Below are 22,828 nucleotides of genomic sequence, written 5' to 3'. Positions count from 1 at the left end.
TTCATCCTCAATTAAGACTTACTTCTTTGGCGACGGTCGGTTGTACGCTCTGATGCTTTCGCGTCTGGACAGCCGCTTCCTCAACAGGAATATCCTCAAAGCCGAGCAACAGTGTGAGGATAAATGACAGCACGACCGCCAGCGCCATGACGGCGAACACCCAGACGATGCTCATTGGATTCGCCGGATCGAAGAACTGCACGCTGGTAAATAATCCCGGCGCTGCCATTGAGTGGCTGGCAAGCCCCGCCATACCGGCAACCGCGCCGCAAATAAAACCGCTGATAAGACTGGCGATAAGCGGACGTTTCAGGCGGATCGCCACGCCGTATAATGCCGGTTCGGAAATCCCCGCCATAATGGCCGATGCCGCCGCCGCCAGCGCCGTCTGGCGCAGTTCCGGGTTTTTCGTTTTCCACGCCACCGCCAGTGATGAACCGCCCAGCGACAGGTTAGCGCCGATCTCTGATGGCATGACCATTCCTTCTTTGCCGGTTTCGGCAATAGTTTGAATGATGGTTGGCGTAAAGACGCGGTGCATTCCAGTCATTACCAGCAGAGGCCACAGTGCGCCCATAATGGCGACTGAAAGCCAGCCCAGATAACCATGAATGGTGTAAACCAGCGCCGAAATGGCGCTACCGATCCAGATACCAATCGGGCCAATCAGCAGGATTGCCAGCGGTGCGGCAATCAACACAATCAGCATCGGCTTGAGGAAGTTTTTCGTCACCGCTGGCGTAATGCTGTCCACCCAGCGTTCGATATATGACAGGCACCAGGTCATCACCAGCGCCGGGATCACTGTGTAGGTGTATTTCACCGCGGTGACCGGAATCAGGGCAAATTCAACATGTTCACCCTGGGCCGCTTTCGCCATCAGCTCAATAAAACTCGGATGTACCAGCACACCCGCAATGGCAATCGCCAGCGACATATTGGTTTTAAATTTGATGGCGGCAGAAGCAGCGACCATCAGCGGCAGGAAGAAGAAAGCACCATCACCAATCACATTGAGAATAGTTAAGGTCGGCGATCCTTTTGTCAGCACGCCGCTCATCTCGAGGATCATCGCCAGCAGTTTGACCATCGATCCGCCGATGATCGCCGGGATCAGCGGTGACATGGTGCCGATCAGCGCATCCAGGATCCCCGCACCAATGCGACGTAGCGTGAGTTTGGGTTTCCCCACGGGCTGCGTGGGCTGCATATCTCCAGGTAACAAGCTGACAACTTCCTGAAAGGCCTGCGAAACCGTATTACCGATAATCACCTGACACTGGTTGTCACTACGTACCACACCGAGCACGCCGGAGATAGTTTTTAACGTTGGGCTGTCGATCAGTGCATCATCTTTGATAACAAAGCGTAAACGCGTCATACAGTGCGTGACTGCCGAGATGTTATCAACGCCGCCCAGTGCCGCTATCACCGAGCGTGCCAGCGTCGCATAATTTTTGGCCATCGGATTTTATCCTGTTATCAGTAGGGTAGAGGTAGTTGTTATCAGTCGACGTGACGGGAAATTGCCGATGCTGAAACGGAATTAAGAAACCGGTTTCACAAAATCATGAATAGTTGATACTGATTAAGCAAGAGAGTTAATTGCTCATTTTTTATATTTGTGAAACCGGTCACCTGAATATTTTTCCCGCTGCTTGCGCAAGGACAATCAGCCAACGGTGCAGTACACTGCGTTCATTGCGTGTAAAGGGATGAAAATGATGACGACGATGCTGGAAGTGGCGAAGCGCGCCGGGGTTTCAAAAGCGACCGTTTCCCGCGTGCTTTCAGGTAATGGCTACGTCAGCCAGGAGACTAAAGATCGCGTGTTTCAGGCGGTAGAAGAGAGCGGTTACCGCCCAAATTTGCTGGCGCGCAATCTGTCAGCGAAGAGTACCCAGACGCTAGGGCTGGTAGTGACCAACACGCTTTACCACGGCATTTATTTTAGTGAATTACTGTTTCATACCGCGAGAATGGCGGAAGAGAAAGGGCGTCAGCTGCTATTGGCAGATGGCAAACATAGCGCCGAAGAAGAACGCCAGGCGATTCAGTATCTACTGGATCTGCGCTGCGACGCCATTATGATTTACCCGCGCTTTTTAAGCGTGGATGAGATTGATGACATCATTGATGCACACAATCAGCCGATAATGGTGCTCAATCGCCGCCTGCGCAAAAACAGTAGCCATAGCGTCTGGTGCGATCATAAACAGACCAGCTTTAACGCCGTGGCAGAGTTGATAAACGCCGGACATCAGGAGATTGCTTTCCTTACTGGTTCGATGGATTCCCCCACCAGCATTGAACGCCTTGCCGGATATAAAGACGCGCTGGCGCAGCATGGTATTGCACTCAATGAAAAACTTATCGCTAACGGTAAATGGACGCCTGCCAGCGGGGCCGAAGGGGTAGAAACGTTGCTCGAACGTGGGGCTAAATTTAGCGCGTTAGTTGCCAGTAACGACGATATGGCGATAGGTGCGATGAAAGCGTTTCACGAGCGCGGCGTAGCGGTGCCAGAGCAGGTGTCAGTTATCGGATTTGATGATATCGCAATTGCTCCCTACACCGTTCCGGCGCTATCCAGCGTAAAAATTCCGGTGACTGAGATGATTCAGGAAATAATTGGGCGGCTGATATTTATGCTCGATGGTGGTGCTTACACACCGCCGAAAACCTTCAGCGGAAAACTGATCCGCCGCGACTCCCTCATTGATCTTTCGCGATAAGCATTGTCATCACATGTCATCGTCACTAGTGTCGATGACATCGTTTTTTCTGCATTGCAGAATTTAATTTCTTTAAATAACAATCAATTAAAAGTTGGCATGATTTGTGAATGTATCGGCGCATTAACTGTCATTGCTGGAGAATTTGATGAACCGTTTCATCATTGCTGACGCGAGTAAATGTATTGGTTGTCGTACCTGTGAAGTGGCGTGCGTGGTTTCTCATCAGGAGAATCAGGACTGTGCATCGCTGACCCCGGAAACTTTTTTACCGCGAATCCATGTCATTAAAGGTGTGAACATTTCCACGGCGACAGTCTGCCGTCAGTGTGAAGATGCACCGTGCGCTAACGTCTGCCCGAATGGTGCTATCAGCCGTGATAAAGGGTTTGTTCATGTCATGCAGGAACGTTGCATTGGTTGCAAAACCTGCGTTGTGGCTTGCCCGTATGGTGCGATGGAAGTGGTAGTGCGTCCGGTGATTCGCAACAGCGGCGCAGGGCTTAACGTACGCGCTGACAAAGCCGAAGCCAATAAATGCGACCTCTGTAACCATCGTGAAGACGGCCCGGCCTGTATGGCTGCTTGCCCGACCCATGCGCTGATTTGTGTCGATCGAAATAAACTTGAACAACTGAGCGCAGAAAAACGCCGCCGCACGGCGCTGATGTTCTAAAAATCTTACAGAACTGTTCTGGCATCAAAGGAATTCCCGGAAATATTCGTAGAATACGGAGCGGGCGGTATCGCCAACCTGTGACTACCGGATGCGACGCGGTCGTGTCCGGCTGGGCGGGTTACGCAATTCATGATGGCGGGAATAACTCAATGGCAAAAAACACATCTTGCGGTGTCCAACTGCGTATTCGTGGCAAAGTGCAGGGCGTCGGTTTTCGTCCCTTTGTCTGGCAACTGGCACAGCAATTAAATCTTCACGGCGATGTCTGTAATGACGGCGATGGCGTAGAAGTCCGGTTGCTGGAAGATCCGGAAACGTTTCTTGTTCAATTGCATCAGGATTGTCCGCCGCTGGCGCGTATTGATAGCGTCGAATGTGAGCCGTTTATCTGGATGCAGCCGCCCACTGAGTTCACCATCCGCCAGAGCGCGGGCGGCGTCATGAATACGCAAATTGTTCCCGATGCCGCAACTTGCCCTGCCTGTCTTGCCGAAATGAATACCCCAGGCGAACGGCGTTATCGTTATCCGTTTATCAACTGTACCCACTGCGGCCCGCGTTTCACCATTATTCGCGCGATGCCTTACGACCGTCCGTTTACCGTGATGGCGGCGTTTCCGCTATGTCCGGCCTGCGATAAAGAATATTGCGACCCGCTCGATCGTCGCTTCCACGCCCAGCCGGTGGCCTGCCCGGAGTGTGGCCCACATCTTGAATGGCTAAGTCATGGTGAACATGCGAAACAAGAGGCGGCATTACAGGCGGCTATCGCTCAGTTAAAAATGGGCAACATTGTCGCTATCAAAGGGATTGGCGGATTTCATCTCGCCTGCGATGCGCGTAACAGTAACGCGGTGGCGACACTACGGGCGCGCAAACATCGCCCGGCGAAACCGCTGGCGGTTATGTTGCCAACGGCAGAAGGTTTGCCCGACGCTGCCCGTCAGTTGCTCACCACGCCCGCCGCGCCGATTGTACTGGTGGATAAAATATATGTTCCGGAACTTTGTGACGATATCGCCCCTGGCCTTAACGAAGTCGGGGTGATGTTGCCTGCGAATCCGCTCCAGCATTTGCTGTTACAGGAACTGCAATGCCCGCTGGTGATGACCTCCGGCAACCTGAGCGGTAAACCACCGGCTATCAGCAACGAACAGGCGCTGGAGGACTTGCAGGACATTGCCGACGGATTCTTGATTCATAACCGCGACATCGTGCAGCGGATGGATGATTCAGTGGTGCGCGAAAGTGGCGAAATGTTGCGCCGCTCGCGGGGGTATGTACCGGATGCGCTGGCTTTGCCTCCGGGCTTTAAAAATATTCCTCCTGTGCTGTGTCTCGGTGCGGATCTGAAAAATACCTTCTGTCTGGTGCGTGGTGAACAGGCGGTGTTGAGTCAACATTTGGGCGATTTAAGTGACGATGGCATTCAGATGCAGTGGCGCGAAGCGTTGCGTCTGATGCAAAACATCTACGATTTTACCCCGCAATACGTTGTGCATGACGCGCATCCGGGCTATGTCTCCAGCCAGTGGGCGCGCGAAATGAATCTGCCGACGCAAACGGTGCTGCATCATCATGCTCATGCGGCGGCGTGTCTGGCAGAACATCACTGGCCGCTGGATGGCAGTGATGTCATTGCTTTGACGCTCGACGGTATTGGTATGGGCGAAAACGGCGCTTTATGGGGCGGCGAGTGCTTGCGGGTGAACTATCGCGAATGCCAGCACCTGGGTGGCTTGCCTGCGGTGGCGCTTGCTGGTGGCGATTTGGCGGCAAAGCAGCCGTGGCGAAACCTGCTGGCGCAGTGCCTGCGCTTTGTGCCGGAGTGGCAGAATTACCCTGAAACGGCAAGTGTGCAACAGCAAAACTGGAGCGTGCTGGCGCGGGCCATTGAGCGTGGAATTAACGCGCCGCTGGCGTCATCGTGCGGGCGTTTGTTCGATGCTGTGGCGGCGGCACTGGGCTGTGCGCCAGCCACGTTAAGTTATGAAGGTGAAGCGGCTTGCGCCCTCGAGGCGCTGGCGGCTTCATGCCAGGGAGTGACGCATCCGGTGACGATGCCGCTGGTGGACAATCAGCTGGATCTCGCCACTTTCTGGCAGCAGTGGCTGAGCTGGCAGGCACCGGTTAATCAACGCGCGTGGGCGTTTCATGATGCGCTGGCGCAGGGTTTTGCCGCGTTGATGCGTGAGCAGGCCACAATGTGCGGTATCACTACGCTGGTATTTAGCGGTGGGGTTATTCATAACCGTTTGCTGCGTGCACGTCTGGCGCATTATCTTGCTGATTTTACGTTGCTCTTCCCGCAGAGTTTACCGGCGGGGGATGGCGGGTTGTCTCTGGGGCAGGGGGTTATTGTTGCGGCCCGTTGGGTGGCGGGTGAAGTCCAGAACGGATAAACGTGTTGCATTTGGACGCAGTGCCGGATGCGGCGTGAACGCCTTATCCGGCCAACACATGCGCTCCCCGTAGGTCGGATAAGACGCGCCAGCGTCGCATCCGACATTTTGGGCACAGTAGTCCGCCTACATCGGCAAGGTTTTCAACAATCCAAACGCCTCTTTCATCCGATCCTCACTGACTACAAAGGCGCGAAGCTGGTCGGCATCGTCAACGCCGCGCGCCACCATTCCCTGGCTTTCGGTACAAATCTGCCAGCGCAAATCCCGACGCTGGGTTTCCCCTGCCAGATGCAGCGGTAATTCCGGCGTTTTGATTTTTACCAGCATGGCGGGAAGTTTCAGCGGTGCGTTTCCACCGAGCAAGTTCTTCGCCAGCACCATCGCGCTAAGTTGAATCGGCTGGAGGAACGGCAACACCTGACCGTTAATTTCTGCGCAATCGCCCAGCGCGTAAATATCGGCATTACTGGTTTGCAGATAACTATCGACGCAAACGCCGCGATTAATCGTCAGCCCTGCACGTCGTGCCAGGGCGGTTTCCGGGCGCAGTCCGGTGGCGGCAATTACCGCATCCACTTCGGTGCTGCGCTGGCGGTCCAGCGTTGCCAGAATGCCAGAATTCGTTTTTTCCAGCCCCTGCAACTGAGATTTCAACAGCAGATGAACGCCCATCTCCGTCAGCCGATGCTGTAAGCGACTGCTTACTTCCGGTGGCATTAACGACGCCAGAATACTGGCAGCATTGTCGATTAGCGTGACTGCTTTGCCTGCCCGACAAAAATCCATCGCCAGTTCGCTACCAATCAAACCACCGCCTACAATCAACACCCGTCGGGCATCCCGCAGTTGTGTTTCACAGGCGCGATACTCTTGCTGACTATTTAACGTCAGCATTAACTCACGCCCAGGCACCGGCGGGACAAAGGCGCTGGCTCCGGTAGCCAGCACTAGCTTGTCGTATTGCCACTGATTATTCTGGCTTTTCACCACATGGGCTTCGGCATCGATATCCGTCACCCAGGTGTGCGGAAACAGGCGCAGATTAAACTGCTCGGCAAATTCACCCGCCGTCTGGCGGGTAAGGTCGTCGGCACGTTGCCCCTGACTGATCACATGGCTAAGATCAGGTTTGTTGTACTCATCCATGCTGTCGGCGGCAATCAGGGTCAATGGAATACCGGTATCCTGTTTACGAATATTTTTCACCAGTTGGCGGGCGGCGAAGCCTGAACCAATGATCACAATGCCGTTGCTCATTTTGCCTCCGATGCCAGTTCGTCAAAGACGTCTTTGCCGAGGGAGCATTCCGGGCACAGGAAGTTATCCGGGACTTCACTCCACGGCGTTCCTGGCGCAACGTCCTGCATTGGCTCGCCTTTTGCCGGATCGTAAATCCACTGGCAGACACTGCACTGCATCCGCGGACCGAGATCAGCCGTCGTGGCGGCACAGGTTTCTTCTTTAACCACCGTATTCACCGTGCTCTGTGGCAGCGGCGAAAGCGCCCACTGACGGGCGATTTCACGACCATGTTCACGGCATAACTCCAAAGCGTCCTGGTCCGGTCGCCATTTGGCTTTCAGGCTAAGTGACATTTCGAAGCCAGCATCTTGCAAACGCGTGGAAAGACGATCCACCGCACCACCGCTCCAGCCGTGAGAGCCGAAAGCACTGGCGCGTTTGTTACGGAAGCGTAATCCGGTCATCTCCTCCACCAGCCCGGCGATTTTCGGCATCATCACGTTATTCATCGTCGACGTGCCGACCAGCACGCCTTTTGAGCGGAAGACATTGGTCAGAATTTCGTTTTTATCGCTTCGGGCGACGTTGAAAATTTTCACCGCTACGCGCGGGTCGGTTTCCGCAATCCCCTGGGCGATAGCGTCAGCCATCATGCGGGTGTTATTCGACATGGTGTCGTAGAAAATGGTGATTCTGTCTTCCTGATAATCCGCCGCCCATTTCAGGTACAGCTCGACAATTTGCGTTGGGTTATCGCGCCACACCACACCGTGAGAGGTGGCAATCATATCGACCGGCAAGTTAAAGCCCAGGATCTCGGTGATTTTCGGCGTTACCAGGCGGCTGAACGGTGTCAGGATATTGGCGTAGTAACGCTGACACTGCTCGAAAAGCTCGGTCTGATCCACTTCATCGTTGAAGAGATGCTCGTCGCAGTAGTGCTGACCGAAAGCATCGTTACTGAACAGCACCGCGTCGCCCGTCAGGTAAGTCATCATGCTGTCCGGCCAGTGCAGCATTGGCGTTTCGACAAAAATGAGCTGTTTGCCGTTGCCGATATCCAGCGTGTCACCAGTTTTCACCACATTAAAATTCCACTCCGGATGATGGTGATGACCATTTATTGAGTCGATAGCGTTGGCAGTACAATAGATCGGCGTATCGGGAATTTGCGCCATCAGTTCGGTCAGCGCCCCGGCGTGATCCTCTTCAGCATGGTTAATTACGATGTAATCGATATCCGCCAGATCGATTTCATTCCGCAGGTTCTGTACAAATTCGCGGCTGAATTTATGGTCGACGGTGTCGATCAGCACGTTTTTTTCTTCGCGAATGAGGTAGCTGTTGTAGCTGCTGCCGCGCAGCGTTTTATATTCCGTGCCGTGAAAATCACGCACTTCCCAGTCACGTTGACCAACCCAATGAATGTTATTTTTCACCACAATAGACATAGCAACCTCAATTTATTCAGCGTGTTCTAAAAAGATGTCTTGTTAATTGCAGATTGCGTGCCAGTTTTTTATCTAATTGTTTTTAATCTATAAATTAATTTATGCTCATTAGTGAGTAGTCAAAATGACTATCAATCAAATGGTCGATATGACAATATCTATAGTCAAATTGACAGTGAGGCAAAGATGAGTTTTTCCGTTGATGTGCTGGCGAATATCGCCATCGAATTGCAGCGTGGGATTGGTCATCAGGATCGTTTTCAGCGCCTGATCACCACGTTGCGTCAGGTGCTGGAGTGCGATGCGTCTGCGTTGCTACGTTACGACTCGCGGCAGTTTATTCCGCTTGCCATCGACGGACTGGCAAAGGATGTACTCGGTAGACGCTTTGCCCTGGAAGGTCATCCACGGCTGGAAGCGATTGCCCGCGCCGGGGACGTGGTGCGCTTTCCCGCAGACAGCGAATTGCCCGATCCCTATGACGGTTTGATTCCCGGGCAGGAGAGTCTGAAGGTTCACGCCTGCGTTGGTCTACCGCTGTTTGCTGGACAAAACCTGATTGGCGCATTGACGCTCGACGGGATGCAGCCCGATCAGTTCGATGTTTTCAGCGACGAGGAGTTACGGCTGATTGCCGCTCTGGCGGCGGGGGCGTTAAGCAATGCGTTGCTGATTGAACAACTGGAAAGTCAGAATATGCTGCCGGGCGATGCCGCGCCGTTTGAAGCGGTGAAACAGACGCAGATGATTGGCTTGTCGCCAGGCATGACGCAATTGAAAAAAGAGATTGAGATTGTGGCGGCGTCCGATCTCAACGTCCTGATCAGCGGTGAGACGGGAACCGGTAAGGAGCTGGTGGCGAAAGCGATTCATGAAGCCTCGCCAAGGGCGGTGAATCCGCTGGTCTATCTCAACTGTGCCGCACTGCCGGAAAGTGTGGCGGAAAGTGAACTGTTCGGGCACGTGAAAGGGGCGTTTACTGGCGCTATCAGTAACCGCAGCGGGAAGTTTGAAATGGCGGATAACGGCACGCTGTTTCTGGATGAGATCGGCGAGTTGTCGTTGGCATTGCAGGCCAAGCTGCTGCGGGTGTTGCAGTATGGCGATATTCAGCGCGTTGGCGATGACCGTAGTTTGCGGGTCGATGTGCGCGTGCTGGCGGCGACTAACCGCGACTTGCGCGAAGAGGTGCTGGCAGGGCGATTTCGTGCTGACTTGTTTCATCGTCTGAGCGTGTTTCCACTTTCAGTGCCGCCGCTGCGTGAGCGGGGCGATGACGTCATTCTACTGGCGGGGTATTTCTGTGAGCAGTGCCGCCTGCGGTTGGGGCTTTCCCGCGTGGTGTTAAGTTCCGGGGCGCGGAATTTATTGCAACATTATAGTTTTCCGGGAAACGTGCGTGAACTGGAACATGCTATTCACCGGGCGGTAGTGCTGGCGAGAGCGACCCGCAGCGGCGATGAAGTGATTCTTGAGGCGCAACATTTTGCTTTTCCTGAGGTGACGTTGCCGCCGCCAGAAGCGGCGGCGGTGCCTATTGTTAAGCAAAACCTGCGTGAAGCGACAGAAGCGTTCCAGCGTGAAACTATTCGCCAGGCGCTGGCACAAAATCATCACAACTGGGCTGCCAGCGCACGGATGCTGGAAACCGACGTCGCCAACCTGCATCGGCTGGCGAAACGTCTGGGGCTGAAGGATTAAATAATCCCGGCCTGATAGAAATCCTGCAGGTTAATTGCGCCGGTAAGTTTGCCATTTTCATCCACCACTGGTGCGGCGGTGATTTTGCGCTTCATCAGGATCTCTTTGGCGTCGATGGCGCGACTTTGCGATAGCAACGTCGTGCCGCCTGCCGTCATCGCTTCATTAACTGGCGTGGTGAGTGCACCGCCGCCAACCAGCCAGCGACGTAAATCCCCATCGGTAAAGACGCCTTTCACCAGCCGTTGATCGTCGCACACGGCTACCAGTCCCAGACCGGTGCGACTGAGTTCCAGCATCGCATCCATCACGCTGGCGGTTAACGTCACCTGCGGGATGGCGTCATCACGGCGCATCAGATGATGCACTTTGTTCAGCAAGCGAGCGCCCAGTGCCCCAGCTGGGTGGGAGCGGGCAAAATCTTCTTCATTAAATCCACGCGCCTGCATGACCGCCATCGCCAGTGCGTCGCCCATCATCAGGGTATTCACAGTGCTGGAAGTCGGCGCAAGGTGCATCGGGCAGGCTTCGCGTTCTACCGAAATATCCAGCACCGCTTTCGCCGCCAGGCCCAGCGGTGACGTCAGTTTGCCGGTCATCGCCAGCAGCGCGATAGATTTATCTTCCAGACGCGGAATAATCAGATCCAGTTCCTTCGCGCCACCGGAGTAAGAGATAAACAGCATCACATCGCGGCTTTCAATCATCCCAAGATCGCCGTGCAGTGCTTCTGCCGGATGGACAAAAAAAGCCGGTGTGCCGGTACTGGCAAGTGTTGCGGCGATTTTCTTACCAATGTGGCCCGATTTGCCAATTCCCGAAACCACCACTTTGCCTTCGCAGTGCAGGATGATATTGGCGGCGCGAACAAAATCATCGCCCAGACGTTCTGGTAAACGGCTTGCTTCCTGCAACTCCAGCATTAACGTCTGACGTCCCGCGTTCAGTAGTGCTTCACTCATTGCTCTCTCCGGTTATGATCACATCGATCCCTTTCTCTTCCAGCGCCTGACGAAACGCCGGATCGATACCTGCGTCGGTAATTAGCTTATCGACGCTTTCAAGACTGCAAACTACGTTGGGGCTTTTACGGCCAAACTTTGATGAGTCCGCCATCAAAATCACTTCGCGCGCGGCATTGCACATTGCCTTACTGACGGTATAAACCTCGTTGAACGTGGTTACGCCCGCATTGAGATCGATGCCGTCGGTGCCCATAAACAATTTATCGAAGCTGAAATGTTCGAAGGCGTTCTCTGCCAGCTGCCCGTGAAATGAGGCCGATTTTTTACGAAATGTGCCGCCCGGCATCAGGATAGTTTGTTCGTTATCCAGTTCGGATAGCGCATTGACGATGTGCAGGCTGTTGGTCATCACCGTGATGTTATTAAAGCGCGAGAGCAGGGGCACCATCTGTAATACGGTACTGCCAGCATCAAGAATGATTGAATCGCCATCATGAATAAAACTGACGGCAGCTTCTGCAATCAGCTCTTTCTTGTGGGTGTTGATGAGCGTTTTATGATCGATAGGTGGATCGGATTCCTCTTTATTTAACACCACGCCGCCATAAGTACGAATGACGGTTCCTGCATGTTCCAGAATGACCAGATCTTTGCGAATGGTTGTGCCTGTGGTGTCAAAGTATTGCGCCAATTCTTCAACCGAGCATTTCCCCTGCTTTTGCAGGTACTCCAGAATGGCGGCCTGACGCTGACGAGGTTTCATGGGCGTGATTACCTGATTTAGGTTTCAAAATGATAACTTCGCAAGCTAGTAACATTCACAACGAAATTATCCACGTTTCAGTTTAAGCGCCAATGATAGAGCATTCTGTGATAGTGGATCATGGGGAAAGATCACATCGGGCTGTAAATCAGCAGAATGCATGCCTGTAATTGCGGGAATTTTTTGCGGTCGGGCGAAGACGGTCAGTCCTTTCATAAACAAGGTATCGACGATGCGCTGCTGATCGTCCAGGGCGATGGCGACCACGACCCGCGGTTTAAAGCGCCCGCTGGAACGGCCCACGCCAACCCGCCCTTGCTGGCATAGTGTGTCGAAGGCACGGTTAAAACGAGAAATTTGCCAGCCGCCTAAGGCCAGTTGCGCACACCAGGCGATAACGGCGACGGTGATGAGTGCGGATACCATAACTTTTCCTTAATGTAGTGGCGGAAGTCCTGTAGGCCTGATAAGCGTAGCGCATCAGGCATTCTATTAGTCTCGCGGAGATCCTTAACGGATCTCCGCTGTTGATCAGAACATCACCTGACCGCCGGTGACATTAATCGACTGTCCAGTGCAGTACGATGCCTTTGGACTGGCGTAGAACAGCAGCATATTCAGCACATCCTGATAATCGCAGCCGCGTTTGAGCGGTACTTTGTCGATGTAATACTGCTCGACTTGATCCGGTTTGATACCCAGCTTGGTCGCGTATTGCGGCAACAATGACTGGAACATCGGTGATTTCAGCAGGTTACCGAGCATCAGCGAATGGACCGTAATGCCATACTCAGCCAGATCCAGTGCCAGTGATTGAGTCAGCCCTACGCCACCAAATTTCGCTGCACTGTAACCAGAGTTATGCTTACTACCCACTTTGCCGGATTTCGAGTTGATCTGAATAATACGTCCCTGAATACCGTCGCGGATCATCAAACGCGAGAATTCACGCGCACACAGGAAATAGCCCACTAGGTTAACTTGTAGCGAACGATCAAAATCGCCGAGCTGGAAGTCGCTGATAAAGGCTGCTTTTGCTATTCCGGCGCTGTAGACCAGTAAATCCACGCGACCAAAGATTTCATCTACCCCACGAGAGAGCGCCAGAACGCTCTGCTCGCTGGTGGCGTCAGCACCAAAACCGTACGCTGTTCCTTCACCATATTCGGCGTTAATTTCTTGCGCCACATTTGCGGCTTTGTCGCTCTGAATATCGACAACCGCGACGCGATACCCCTCGGCAGCCAGACCGTGGCACAGGAACGCGCCTAAGGTTTGCCCACCACCGATGACAACGGCAACCTGATTCATTTTTTACTCCTTAACAGATTCAAACTTCAAAACCGATCCCGGCGCGATATCGTCGGGTACAGGGCCTGCCACATGGACAGTGCCCGGAAATTCCGCTTCGTTTAAACCATCGAAGCGCAGGGTGACATGACCCAGTTCGCGAAGGTTGTCTTCCGCCACGCTGCCAACGGCGGTCACCGGATAGCGATGCTGCCCGAGCGAAAATTGCAAACCGGGATGGAGTGCACCTTTCAACTCGCCGTGGCAATGAATGAAGCAATACTCTTCGAGATCCGCAGGCGCGCCTTCACGAAAGGTGATGAGCATCTGGTCGCTGAGGGCGTCAGTGGCACTCGCGCCGATACGGGTGATGGTGGTCTGATAAATAACGGTCATGTTTCAGCCTCTATTGATAGATAAAACCGGAGACAAACCAGGCGATCAGTACAGTCGGCGCGCCGGTTAAAAAGCGGCTCACCAGTACAGAAGGGACACCGACGCGAACCGTGTCCTGACGGGCTTCCGCCAGCGACAAACCGACCGGGATGAAGTCGCAGGCCGCCTGCGCGTTGATGGCAAACAGTGCAGGTAAAGCCAGATGCGGCGGAATATTGCCGAGACCAATCTGCACGCCAATCAATACGCCGATAACCTGTGCGATAACTGCGCCTGGGCCGAGGAAAGGTGAAAGCAGCGGGAAGGAGCAGATGAGCGCCAGCATGACCAGACCCAGTGGATGGCTCGCCAGCGGAGCAAGACCGTGGGCAATCCAGTCACCAAGGCCAGAAGCCATAATGATGCCAATGAGCGCCGAGACGAACGCCATAAACGGCAGAATGGTTTTTAATACAGTGTCGATGGTGTCACGGCCAGATTGAAACAGCACGGCAACGGCAGAACCCATGCCCATTCCTACCTTCGCCAGTAAACCATCGCTTTGTTCGGTGATTTTCTTGCTGGTGTCATAGTCACGCCCTACGGAGGAGAGGGGGGGGGTCGCATCACCCACTACAGTGATGTTTTCTTCTTTCACGCCAGAGACATAAATATCTTCCACAATGTACTGCGCCAGCGGGCCGGACTTGCCCGTCGAGTGGATATTAATGGTGGGAATACGCCGTTTTGGATAGATGCCGCAGCGTAATGTGCCGCCACAGTCGATTACTGCGACACCAATTTCTGCCTCCGCGGGTTCACCTTCTTTAAATCCGTCGATAGCCTGCCAGCCAGTAAGCTGTGCCAGTTTGTCGACAATTGCAGGACGTGTACCGGCGGTGATATAGACGATTTTTTTGCCCGGTGTGGCTTCCAGCTCAAGCGGGCCGCCCCAGCCACCCGTTCCTTTTTCGATCCGAATACGTGTCATGATGTTGCTCCTGCCAGGTGAACTTTTTGTTCAAGTTGAATGCCCATCTTTTTCTCAAAAATAGCGGTGGTCAGATCGGTTACCCAGCCGCGGAAGAAGTTGGTCACCAGACCAACCAACAGATAGCTCACCGCCAGTGGGCCAAGTGGCAGGTTCAGCGTTGTCAGACCGCTGGCAATGCCAAGATAAACAAACAGTTCGCCAGGGTTGATATGGGGGAAGAGGCCATTCATTGAGTGGCAGCTATAAGAGGCCGCCGCATAATAGCTGGGTTTGTACTTTTCCGGCATAAAGCGACCCAGGCTTAAGGTCATCGGATTGCAAAAGACAAACGTGCCAATGCACGGTAACAGCAGGTAACGGGAAACAGGGTTACCGGCGCAACGTTGAGCAAAACGTTCAATACGATGCTGACCGATAAAATTAATCAGTGCGTTCATGATAACCAGCAGGCTAATCAACAGCGGAAGAATGCCGGTCACCATCCCGGTAAACACCTCTCCGCCCTTTTGGAACAGCCCGATAAACCACTCTGCACCATGAGTAATGGTTTCTATCATTGTTCTCTCCTTCAGGATTTATTGTTTTATTACCAAACGGCAACCTAATCTAATCAGATTGAAAGATTTAAAAGTGTTATTTTGATCGCAAAATGAAAGATAAATATTTTAACTTGAAAGTTTAAATGAAAGGATAGCGAGGAGAATGAGTTGAGTTATGTAAAGTCCGTATCGGGCAGTGACTACCGCTTCCTTGTGCGGGGCGTGATGCTTTACCATACTTGCCCCTGGTTGAATCTGTTAAATGGACCCCTCATGTTCAAGCGTCGTTATGTAACATTGCTTCCCCTTTTTGTGTTGCTTGCCGCCTGTAGCAGCAAGCCAAAACCTACTGAGACTGAAACGACCACCGGAACGCCGTCTGGCGGCTTCCTGCTTGAGCCGCAGCACAATGTGATGCAGATGGGCGGCGATTTCGCTAACAACCCGAATGCCCAGCAGTTCATCGACAAAATGGTGAGCAAACACGGTTTCAATCGTCAGCAGTTGCAGGAAATTCTCTCCCAGGCGAAACGTCTGGATTCGGTATTGCGGCTGATGGATAACCAGGCACCAACCACATCGGTGAAACCGCCATCAGGTCCGAACGGCGCATGGCTGCGTTATCGCAAAAAATTTATTACGCCGGACAACGTGCAAAACGGCGTGGTTTTCTGGAATCAGTATGAAGACGCGTTGAATCGTGCGTGGCAGGTGTATGGTGTACCGCCGGAAATTATCGTCGGGATTATCGGCGTCGAAACTCGCTGGGGACGCGTGATGGGGAAAACCCGTATCCTCGATGCGCTGGCAACGCTGTCATTTAACTACCCACGCCGCGCGGAGTATTTCTCTGGTGAGCTGGAAACCTTCTTGCTGATGGCGCGCGACGAGCAGGACGATCCGCTCAATCTGAAAGGCTCTTTTGCCGGTGCGATGGGCTACGGTCAGTTTATGCCATCGTCTTATAAACAATATGCAGTGGATTTTAGCGGCGACGGGCATATCAACCTGTGGGATCCGGTTGATGCCATCGGTAGTGTGGCGAACTATTTTAAAGCGCACGGCTGGGTGAAAGGTGATCAGGTTGCGGTGATGGCAAACGGTCAGGCTCCAGGCTTACCGAATGGCTTCAAAACCAAGTACAGCATTTCACAACTTGCTGCAGCTGGACTAACGCCACAGCAGCCGCTGGGCAATCATCAGCAGGCCAGCTTACTGCGCCTGGATGTTGGCACCGGTTATCAGTACTGGTACGGTTTGCCGAACTTCTACACTATCACCCGTTACAATCACAGCACCCATTACGCAATGGCCGTCTGGCAGTTAGGACAAGCCGTGGCACTGGCGCGCGTGCAGTAACTATTTGCAAGAGGGGGGTTAAACTTCCCTCTGTTTTCTTACTGTTTATTCGAATGACGTAATTGCTTGATTTTTTCGACAGCGATATCGCATATCCCAGGCAGACAACGCCTAACGCAGCCTGACCGAAGTCGAAAGGTTCAAGGTAGCCAGAAGATAAAATTTTACATATCACTGAAACCAGTGCGCCGATGCCACCAATGATGACCCAAATACGCATTTGCGTGGTTTGTTTAAGCACGTTTTGTGGCGTGTTATCCGTTTTCTTTGTTGCCATTGCTATTCTCTCCCTGTGAATACATATCAATGTGAACGCGGCATGGTAGCGCTTTTTCTTTACCGACTGGTCGCAACAGTCTTTTTCCGGAACGCAACTCGTAAAATCAATCGCTCGTCCCCATCTTCTGCGGGAAAGTGCTATCTTGTCCGGCATATATTTTTTGACTGACTGAGGTTGTGATGATTGACAGTGAACTGATGCAGTTAAGCGAACAGGTAGGGCAGGCGCTGAAAGCCCGTGGCGCAACCGTAACAACTGCCGAGTCTTGTACCGGCGGTTGGGTAGCGAAAGTGATTACCGATATTGCCGGTAGTTCCGCCTGGTTTGAACGCGGATTTGTCACCTACAGTAACGAAGCCAAAGCGCAGATGATCGGCGTACGCGAAGAGACGCTGGCGCAGCACGGCGCGGTGAGCGAACCCGTCGTGGTGGAAATGGCGATAGGCGCACTGAAAGCGGCTCGTGCTGATTATGCCGTGTCTATCAGCGGTATCGCTGGGCCGGATGGCGGCAGTGAAGAGAAACCTGTCGGCACTGTCTGGTTTGCTTTTGCCACTGCCCGCGGCGAAGGCATTACCCGCCGGGAATGCTTCAGCGGTGACCGTGATGCGGTGCGTCGTCAGGCTACTGCGTATGCATTGCAAACCTTGTGGCAACAATTTCTACAAAACACTTGATACTGTATGAGCATACAGTATAATTGCTTCAACAGAACATATTGACTATCCGGTATTACCCGGCATGACAGGAGTAAAAATGGCTATCGACGAAAACAAACAGAAAGCGTTGGCGGCAGCACTGGGCCAGATTGAGAAACAATTTGGTAAAGGCTCCATCATGCGCCTGGGTGAAGACCGTTCCATGGATGTGGAAACCATCTCTACCGGTTCGCTTTCACTGGATATCGCGCTTGGGGCAGGTGGTCTGCCGATGGGCCGTATCGTCGAAATCTACGGACCGGAATCTTCCGGTAAAACCACGCTGACGTTACAGGTGATCGCCGCAGCCCAGCGTGAAGGTAAAACCTGTGCGTTTATCGATGCTGAACACGCGCTGGACCCAATCTATGCACGTAAACTGGGCGTCGATATCGACAACCTGCTGTGCTCCCAGCCGGACACCGGCGAGCAGGCACTGGAAATCTGTGACGCTCTGGCGCGTTCTGGCGCAGTAGACGTTATCGTCGTTGACTCCGTGGCGGCACTGACACCGAAAGCGGAAATCGAAGGCGAAATCGGCGACTCTCACATGGGCCTTGCGGCACGTATGATGAGCCAGGCGATGCGTAAGCTGGCGGGTAACCTGAAGCAGTCCAACACGCTGCTGATCTTCATCAACCAGATCCGTATGAAAATTGGTGTGATGTTCGGTAACCCGGAAACGACTACCGGTGGTAACGCGCTGAAATTCTACGCTTCTGTTCGTCTCGACATCCGTCGCATCGGCGCGGTGAAAGAGGGCGAAAACGTGGTGGGTAGCGAAACCCGCGTGAAAGTGGTGAAGAACAAAATCGCTGCGCCGTTTAAACAGGCTGAATTCCAGATCCTCTACGGCGAAGGTATCAACTTCTACGGCGAACTGGTTGACCTGGGCGTGAAAGAGAAGCTGATCGAGAAAGCAGGCGCGTGGTACAGCTACAAAGGTGAGAAGATCGGTCAGGGTAAAGCGAATGCGACTGCCTGGCTGAAAGACAACCCGGAAACTGCGAAAGAGATCGAGAAGAAAGTACGTGAGTTGCTGCTGAGCAACCCGAACTCAACGCCGGATTTCTCTGTAGATGACAGCGAAGGCGTAGCAGAAACTAACGAAGATTTTTAATCGTCTTGTTTGATACACAAGGGTCGCATCTGCGGCCCTTTTGCTTTTTAAGTTGTAAGGGTATGCCATGACAGAATCAACATCCCGTCGCCCGGCATATGCTCGCCTGTTGGATCGTGCGGTACGCATTCTGGCGGTGCGCGATCACAGTGAGCAAGAACTGCGGCGTAAACTCGCGGCACCGATTATGGGCAAAAATGGCCCGGAAGAGATTGATGCCACGGCAGAAGATTACGAGCGTGTTATTGCCTGGTGCCATGAACATGGCTATCTCGATGACAGCCGATTTGTGGCGCGCTTTATCGCCAGCCGGAGCCGCAAAGGTTACGGTCCGGCGCGTATCCGTCAGGAACTGAATCAGAAAGGTCTTTCCCGCGAGGCGACAGAAAAAGCGATGCGTGAATGTGACATCGACTGGTGTGCACTGGCGCGCGATCAGGCGACGCGAAAATATGGCGAACCTTTGCCAACTGTCTTTTCAGAAAAAGTTAAGATCCAGCGTTTTCTGCTCTATCGCGGCTATCTGATGGAGGATATCCAGGATATTTGGCGAAATTTTGCCGACTGAACGCATACGGTATTTTACTTCCCAGTCAAGAAAACTTATCTTATTCCCACTTTTCAGTTACCAGCCCAGCGGTTAAGACACGCTGTCGCTGGTGGCGATATTTCGTTAGCTTGATTTCAGGATAATTATGAGCAAGAGCACCGCTGAGATCCGTCAGGCGTTTCTCGACTTTTTCCATAGTAAGGGACATCAGGTAGTTGCCAGCAGCTCCCTGGTACCCCATAACGACCCAACTTTGTTGTTTACCAACGCCGGGATGAACCAGTTCAAGGATGTGTTCCTTGGGCTCGACAAGCGTAATTATTCCCGCGCTACCACTTCCCAACGCTGCGTGCGTGCAGGTGGTAAACACAACGACCTGGAAAACGTCGGTTACACCGCGCGTCACCATACCTTCTTCGAAATGCTGGGCAACTTCAGCTTCGGCGACTATTTCAAACACGATGCTATTCAGTTTGCATGGGAACTGCTGACCAGCGAAAAATGGTTTGCCCTGCCGAAAGAGCGTCTGTGGGTTACCGTCTATGAAAGCGACGACGAAGCCTACGAAATCTGGGAAAAAGAAGTAGGGATCCCGCGCGAACGTATTATTCGCATCGGCGATAACAAAGGTGCGCCATACGCATCTGACAACTTCTGGCAGATGGGTGACACTGGTCCGTGTGGCCCGTGCACCGAAATCTTCTACGATCACGGCGACCACATTTGGGGTGGCCCTCCGGGAAGTCCGGAAGAAGACGGCGACCGTTACATTGAGATTTGGAACATCGTCTTCATGCAGTTCAACCGCCAGGCAGATGGCACGATGGAACCGCTGCCGAAGCCGTCTGTAGATACCGGTATGGGTCTGGAGCGTATTGCTGCGGTGCTGCAACACGTTAACTCTAACTATGACATCGACCTGTTCCGCACGCTGATCCAGGCGGTAGCGAAAGTCACTGGCGCGACCGATCTGAGCAATAAATCGCTGCGCGTAATCGCTGACCACATTCGTTCTTGTGCGTTCCTGATCGCGGATGGCGTAATGCCGTCCAATGAAAACCGTGGTTATGTACTGCGTCGTATCATTCGTCGCGCAGTGCGTCACGGTAATATGCTCGGCGCGAAAGAAACCTTCTTCTACAAACTGGTTGGTCCGCTGATCGACGTTATGGGCTCTGCGGGTGAAGACCTGAAACGCCAGCAGGCGCAGGTTGAGCAGGTGCTGAAGACTGAAGAAGAGCAGTTTGCCCGCACTCTGGAGCGCGGTCTGGCGCTGCTGGACGAAGAGCTGGCGAAACTTTCTGGCGATACGCTGGATGGCGAAACTGCTTTCCGTCTGTATGACACCTACGGTTTCCCGGTTGACCTGACGGCTGATGTTTGTCGTGAGCGCAACATCAAAGTTGACGAAGCTGGTTTTGAAGCAGCAATGGAAGAGCAGCGTCGTCGCGCGCGCCAAGCCAGCGGCTTTGGTGCCGATTACAACGCAATGATCCGTGTTGATAGTGCATCTGAATTTAAAGGCTATGACCATCTGGAACTGAACGGCAAAGTGACCGCGCTGTTTGTTGATGGTAAAGCGGTTGATGCCATCAATGCAGGCCAGGAAGCTGTGGTCGTGCTGGATCAAACGCCATTCTATGCGGAATCCGGCGGTCAGGTTGGTGATAAAGGCGAACTGAAAGGCGCTAACTTCTCCTTCGCGGTGGAAGATACGCAGAAATACGGCCAGGCGATTGGTCACATCGGTAAACTTGCTGCGGGTTCTCTGAAAGTGGGCGACGCGGTGCAGGCTGATGTTGATGAGGCTCGTCGCGCCCGTATTCGTCTGAATCACTCCGCAACGCACCTGATGCACGCTGCGCTGCGCCAGGTTCTGGGTACTCATGTATCGCAGAAAGGTTCACTGGTTAACGACAAGGTGCTGCGCTTCGACTTCTCACACAACGAAGCGATGAAACCAGAAGAGATTCGTGCGGTCGAAGACCTGGTGAACGCACAGATTCGCCGTAACTTGCCGATCGAAACCAACATCATGGATCTCGAAGCGGCGAAAGCGAAAGGTGCGATGGCGCTGTTCGGCGAGAAGTATGATGAGCGCGTACGTGTGCTGAGCATGGGCGATTTCTCCACCGAGCTGTGTGGCGGTACTCACGCCAGCCGCACTGGTGATATTGGTCTGTTCCGCATCATCTCTGAATCGGGTACTGCTGCAGGCGTTCGTCGTATCGAAGCGGTAACCGGAGAAGGCGCTATCGCCACCGTTCATGCAGACAGCGATCGCTTAAGCGAAGTCGCACATCTGCTGAAAGGCGATAGCAATAATCTGGCTGATAAAGTGCGTTCAGTACTGGAACGTACGCGTCAGCTGGAAAAAGAGTTACAACAGCTTAAAGAACAGGCTGCCGCACAGGAGAGCGCAAATCTTTCCAGTAAGGCAATTGATGTTAATGGTGTTAAGCTGTTGGTTAGCGAGCTTAGCGGTGTTGAGCCGAAAATGTTGCGTACCATGGTTGACGATTTAAAAAATCAGCTGGGGTCGACAATTATCGTGCTGGCAACGGTAGCCGAAGGTAAGGTTTCTCTGATTGCAGGCGTATCTAAGGACGTCACAGATCGTGTGAAAGCAGGGGAACTGATTGGTATGGTCGCTCAGCAGGTGGGCGGCAAGGGTGGTGGACGTCCTGACATGGCGCAAGCCGGTGGTACGGATGCTGCGGCCTTACCTGCAGCGTTAGCCAGTGTGAAAGGCTGGGTCAGCGCGAAATTGCAATAATATAAGCGTCAGGCAATGCCGTGGACTCGCTTTGCGGCATTCGCATTAACGCTATCGACAACGATAAAGTCAGGTTGAAGTTGTGTATATCGGCTAAACTTAGGTTTAACAGAATGTAATGCCATGACTGCTTACATGTAATGTGTTTGTCATTGCTTACTTTTTGGCGTTATATGATGGATAATGCCGGGATACAGAGAGACCCGACTCTTTTAATCTTTCAAGGAGCAAAGAATGCTGATTCTGACTCGTCGAGTTGGTGAGACCCTCATGATTGGGGATGAGGTCACCGTGACAGTTTTAGGGGTAAAGGGCAACCAGGTACGTATTGGCGTAAATGCCCCGAAGGAAGTTTCTGTTCACCGTGAAGAGATCTACCAGCGTATCCAGGCTGAAAAATCCCAGCAGTCCAGTTACTAATCTTTCCGCGTCTCATCTTTATCGGTGAGACGCACCCTCAAAATTCCTCCTTCACTCCATTGTTTTTTCGCTTTACTCCCGTTCATTCAACTTTAGTCTCCATTTTTTGCATTACTGCTATCTGTCAGACCTCCGTTTTTCTGTTGATAAAACACTCTTTTTGACGTTTTTACAGACTAATTGAGCGTGAAGTGTGCAAACGATAAAAGTGTGGGAAAAATTGTTTGACTTATAAGTCTCAGAAAGTAATATGTGCGCCACGCAGCGACGATGAGCGATAAACAAGTTCTTCGAAGCACTCGTAAGAGGCGTGTGGTGAGGTGGCCGAGAGGCTGAAGGCGCTCCCCTGCTAAGGGAGTATGCGGTCAAAAGCTGCATCCGGGGTTCGAATCCCCGCCTCACCGCCATTTGCATCCGTAGCTCAGCTGGATAGAGTACTCGGCTACGAACCGAGCGGTCGGAGGTTCGAATCCTCCCGGATGCACC

20 protein-coding genes and 2 tRNA genes are annotated in these 22,828 nt (G+C 53.0%); 12 read left to right on the top strand and 10 right to left on the bottom strand.

Annotated elements, in window-relative coordinates:
• Positions 1-7 precede the first annotated feature (7 nt).
• Complete coding sequence (gene ascF, locus FQZ95_RS16100) at positions 8-1,465, bottom strand: PTS cellobiose/arbutin/salicin transporter subunit IIBC (RefSeq protein ID WP_160530420.1); 1,458 nt, start codon at positions 1,463-1,465, stop codon at positions 8-10.
• Between the two features lie 259 nt (positions 1,466-1,724).
• On the opposite strand from ascF, the gene ascG reads away from it, so the two are divergent.
• The 3 genes from ascG to hypF all read left to right on the top strand — a co-directional run bounded on the left by ascG (position 1,725) and on the right by hypF (position 5,816).
• Positions 1,725-2,735, top strand: coding sequence for a DNA-binding transcriptional regulator AscG (ascG, locus tag FQZ95_RS16095; protein WP_202384162.1), 1,011 nt, complete (start codon positions 1,725-1,727; stop codon positions 2,733-2,735).
• A gap of 148 nt (positions 2,736-2,883) precedes the next feature.
• Positions 2,884-3,411 carry an electron transport protein HydN gene (gene hydN / locus FQZ95_RS16090; RefSeq protein ID WP_001078777.1) on the top strand — a complete coding sequence of 176 codons (528 nt, stop codon included), beginning with the start codon at positions 2,884-2,886 and terminating at the stop codon, positions 3,409-3,411.
• Positions 3,412-3,563: 152 nt separating this feature from the next.
• The gene (hypF, locus tag FQZ95_RS16085) at positions 3,564-5,816 is read left to right on the top strand and encodes a carbamoyltransferase HypF (protein WP_160530418.1); all 2,253 of its coding nucleotides are present in this window, start codon (positions 3,564-3,566) and stop codon (positions 5,814-5,816) included.
• Between the two features lie 126 nt (positions 5,817-5,942).
• Here hypF and norW read toward each other — a convergent pair whose 3' ends face one another.
• Both norW and norV read right to left on the bottom strand, forming a co-directional pair.
• Positions 5,943-7,076 (bottom strand): NADH:flavorubredoxin reductase NorW, encoded by a 1,134-nt coding sequence (gene norW, locus FQZ95_RS16080; RefSeq protein ID WP_160530417.1) that lies wholly within the window; start codon positions 7,074-7,076, stop codon positions 5,943-5,945.
• Positions 7,073-8,512, bottom strand: coding sequence for an anaerobic nitric oxide reductase flavorubredoxin (norV, locus tag FQZ95_RS16075; protein WP_000029632.1), 1,440 nt, complete (start codon positions 8,510-8,512; stop codon positions 7,073-7,075). The genes norW and norV overlap by 4 nt, the downstream gene beginning before the upstream one ends.
• A gap of 186 nt (positions 8,513-8,698) precedes the next feature.
• Between norV and norR the strand changes: the two genes are divergently transcribed.
• Entirely contained in the window at positions 8,699-10,213 is a 1,515-nt protein-coding gene (gene norR, locus FQZ95_RS16070; RefSeq protein WP_088542231.1) for a nitric oxide reductase transcriptional regulator NorR, read from the top strand.
• Here the strand turns inward: norR and gutQ are convergent.
• The 7 genes from gutQ to srlA form a co-directional block, all read right to left on the bottom strand.
• Entirely contained in the window at positions 10,210-11,175 is a 966-nt protein-coding gene (gene gutQ / locus FQZ95_RS16065) for an arabinose-5-phosphate isomerase GutQ (RefSeq protein ID WP_032184984.1), read from the bottom strand. The two genes, norR and gutQ, sit on opposite strands and share 4 nt — an antisense overlap.
• Positions 11,168-11,941 (bottom strand): glucitol operon DNA-binding transcriptional repressor SrlR, encoded by a 774-nt coding sequence (gene srlR / locus FQZ95_RS16060; RefSeq protein WP_000804546.1) that lies wholly within the window; start codon positions 11,939-11,941, stop codon positions 11,168-11,170. The genes gutQ and srlR overlap by 8 nt, the downstream gene beginning before the upstream one ends.
• Before the next feature lie 66 nt (positions 11,942-12,007).
• On the bottom strand, positions 12,008-12,367 hold the full coding sequence (gene gutM / locus FQZ95_RS16055) for a transcriptional regulator GutM (RefSeq protein WP_000252910.1): 360 nt from the start codon (positions 12,365-12,367) through the stop codon (positions 12,008-12,010).
• 105 nt (positions 12,368-12,472) lie between these two features.
• Positions 12,473-13,252 (bottom strand): sorbitol-6-phosphate dehydrogenase, encoded by a 780-nt coding sequence (gene srlD / locus FQZ95_RS16050; RefSeq protein WP_001077351.1) that lies wholly within the window; start codon positions 13,250-13,252, stop codon positions 12,473-12,475.
• Positions 13,253-13,255: 3 nt separating this feature from the next.
• A complete protein-coding gene (gene srlB, locus FQZ95_RS16045; RefSeq protein WP_000216201.1) occupies positions 13,256-13,627 on the bottom strand; it encodes a PTS glucitol/sorbitol transporter subunit IIA in 372 nt (123 codons plus the stop codon).
• Between the two features lie 10 nt (positions 13,628-13,637).
• Complete coding sequence (srlE, locus tag FQZ95_RS16040; protein WP_000196932.1) at positions 13,638-14,597, bottom strand: PTS glucitol/sorbitol transporter subunit IIB; 960 nt, start codon at positions 14,595-14,597, stop codon at positions 13,638-13,640.
• Positions 14,594-15,157, bottom strand: coding sequence for a PTS glucitol/sorbitol transporter subunit IIC (gene srlA / locus FQZ95_RS16035; protein WP_000573321.1), 564 nt, complete (start codon positions 15,155-15,157; stop codon positions 14,594-14,596). Before srlA ends, srlE begins: the two co-directional genes overlap by 4 nt.
• Positions 15,158-15,412: 255 nt before the next feature.
• On the opposite strand from srlA, the gene mltB reads away from it, so the two are divergent.
• From mltB to FQZ95_RS15995, 8 genes are all read left to right on the top strand, one after another.
• Positions 15,413-16,498: a lytic murein transglycosylase B gene (gene mltB, locus FQZ95_RS16030; protein WP_001352999.1), complete on the top strand. Its 1,086-nt coding sequence runs from the start codon at positions 15,413-15,415 to the stop codon at positions 16,496-16,498.
• 459 nt (positions 16,499-16,957) lie between these two features.
• Entirely contained in the window at positions 16,958-17,455 is a 498-nt protein-coding gene (gene pncC, locus FQZ95_RS16025) for a nicotinamide-nucleotide amidase (protein ID WP_032184981.1), read from the top strand.
• A 79-nt stretch (positions 17,456-17,534) separates the two neighbouring features.
• On the top strand, positions 17,535-18,596 hold the full coding sequence (gene recA / locus FQZ95_RS16020; RefSeq protein WP_000963143.1) for a recombinase RecA: 1,062 nt from the start codon (positions 17,535-17,537) through the stop codon (positions 18,594-18,596).
• 67 nt (positions 18,597-18,663) lie between these two features.
• On the top strand, positions 18,664-19,164 hold the full coding sequence (gene recX, locus FQZ95_RS16015) for a recombination regulator RecX (RefSeq protein ID WP_032184980.1): 501 nt from the start codon (positions 18,664-18,666) through the stop codon (positions 19,162-19,164).
• A 127-nt stretch (positions 19,165-19,291) separates the two neighbouring features.
• Entirely contained in the window at positions 19,292-21,922 is a 2,631-nt protein-coding gene (gene alaS / locus FQZ95_RS16010) for an alanine--tRNA ligase (protein WP_160530416.1), read from the top strand.
• Positions 21,923-22,156: 234 nt separating this feature from the next.
• Positions 22,157-22,342, top strand: a complete 186-nt coding sequence (csrA, locus tag FQZ95_RS16005) for a carbon storage regulator CsrA (protein ID WP_000906486.1) — start codon at positions 22,157-22,159, stop codon at positions 22,340-22,342.
• 314 nt (positions 22,343-22,656) lie between these two features.
• Positions 22,657-22,749 (top strand) — tRNA-Ser (locus tag FQZ95_RS16000).
• A 3-nt stretch (positions 22,750-22,752) separates the two neighbouring features.
• Positions 22,753-22,826: transfer RNA gene (locus FQZ95_RS15995), tRNA-Arg, on the top strand.
• Positions 22,827-22,828: the final 2 nt, after the last annotated feature.

The sequence above is a fragment of the Escherichia sp. HH41S genome, assembly GCF_009820115.1.
GTDB lineage: Bacteria > Pseudomonadota > Gammaproteobacteria > Enterobacterales > Enterobacteriaceae > Escherichia > Escherichia coli_F.
The sequence above is the reverse complement of the archived record's forward strand: the minus strand, read 5'-3'. Positions and strand labels throughout refer to the sequence as shown.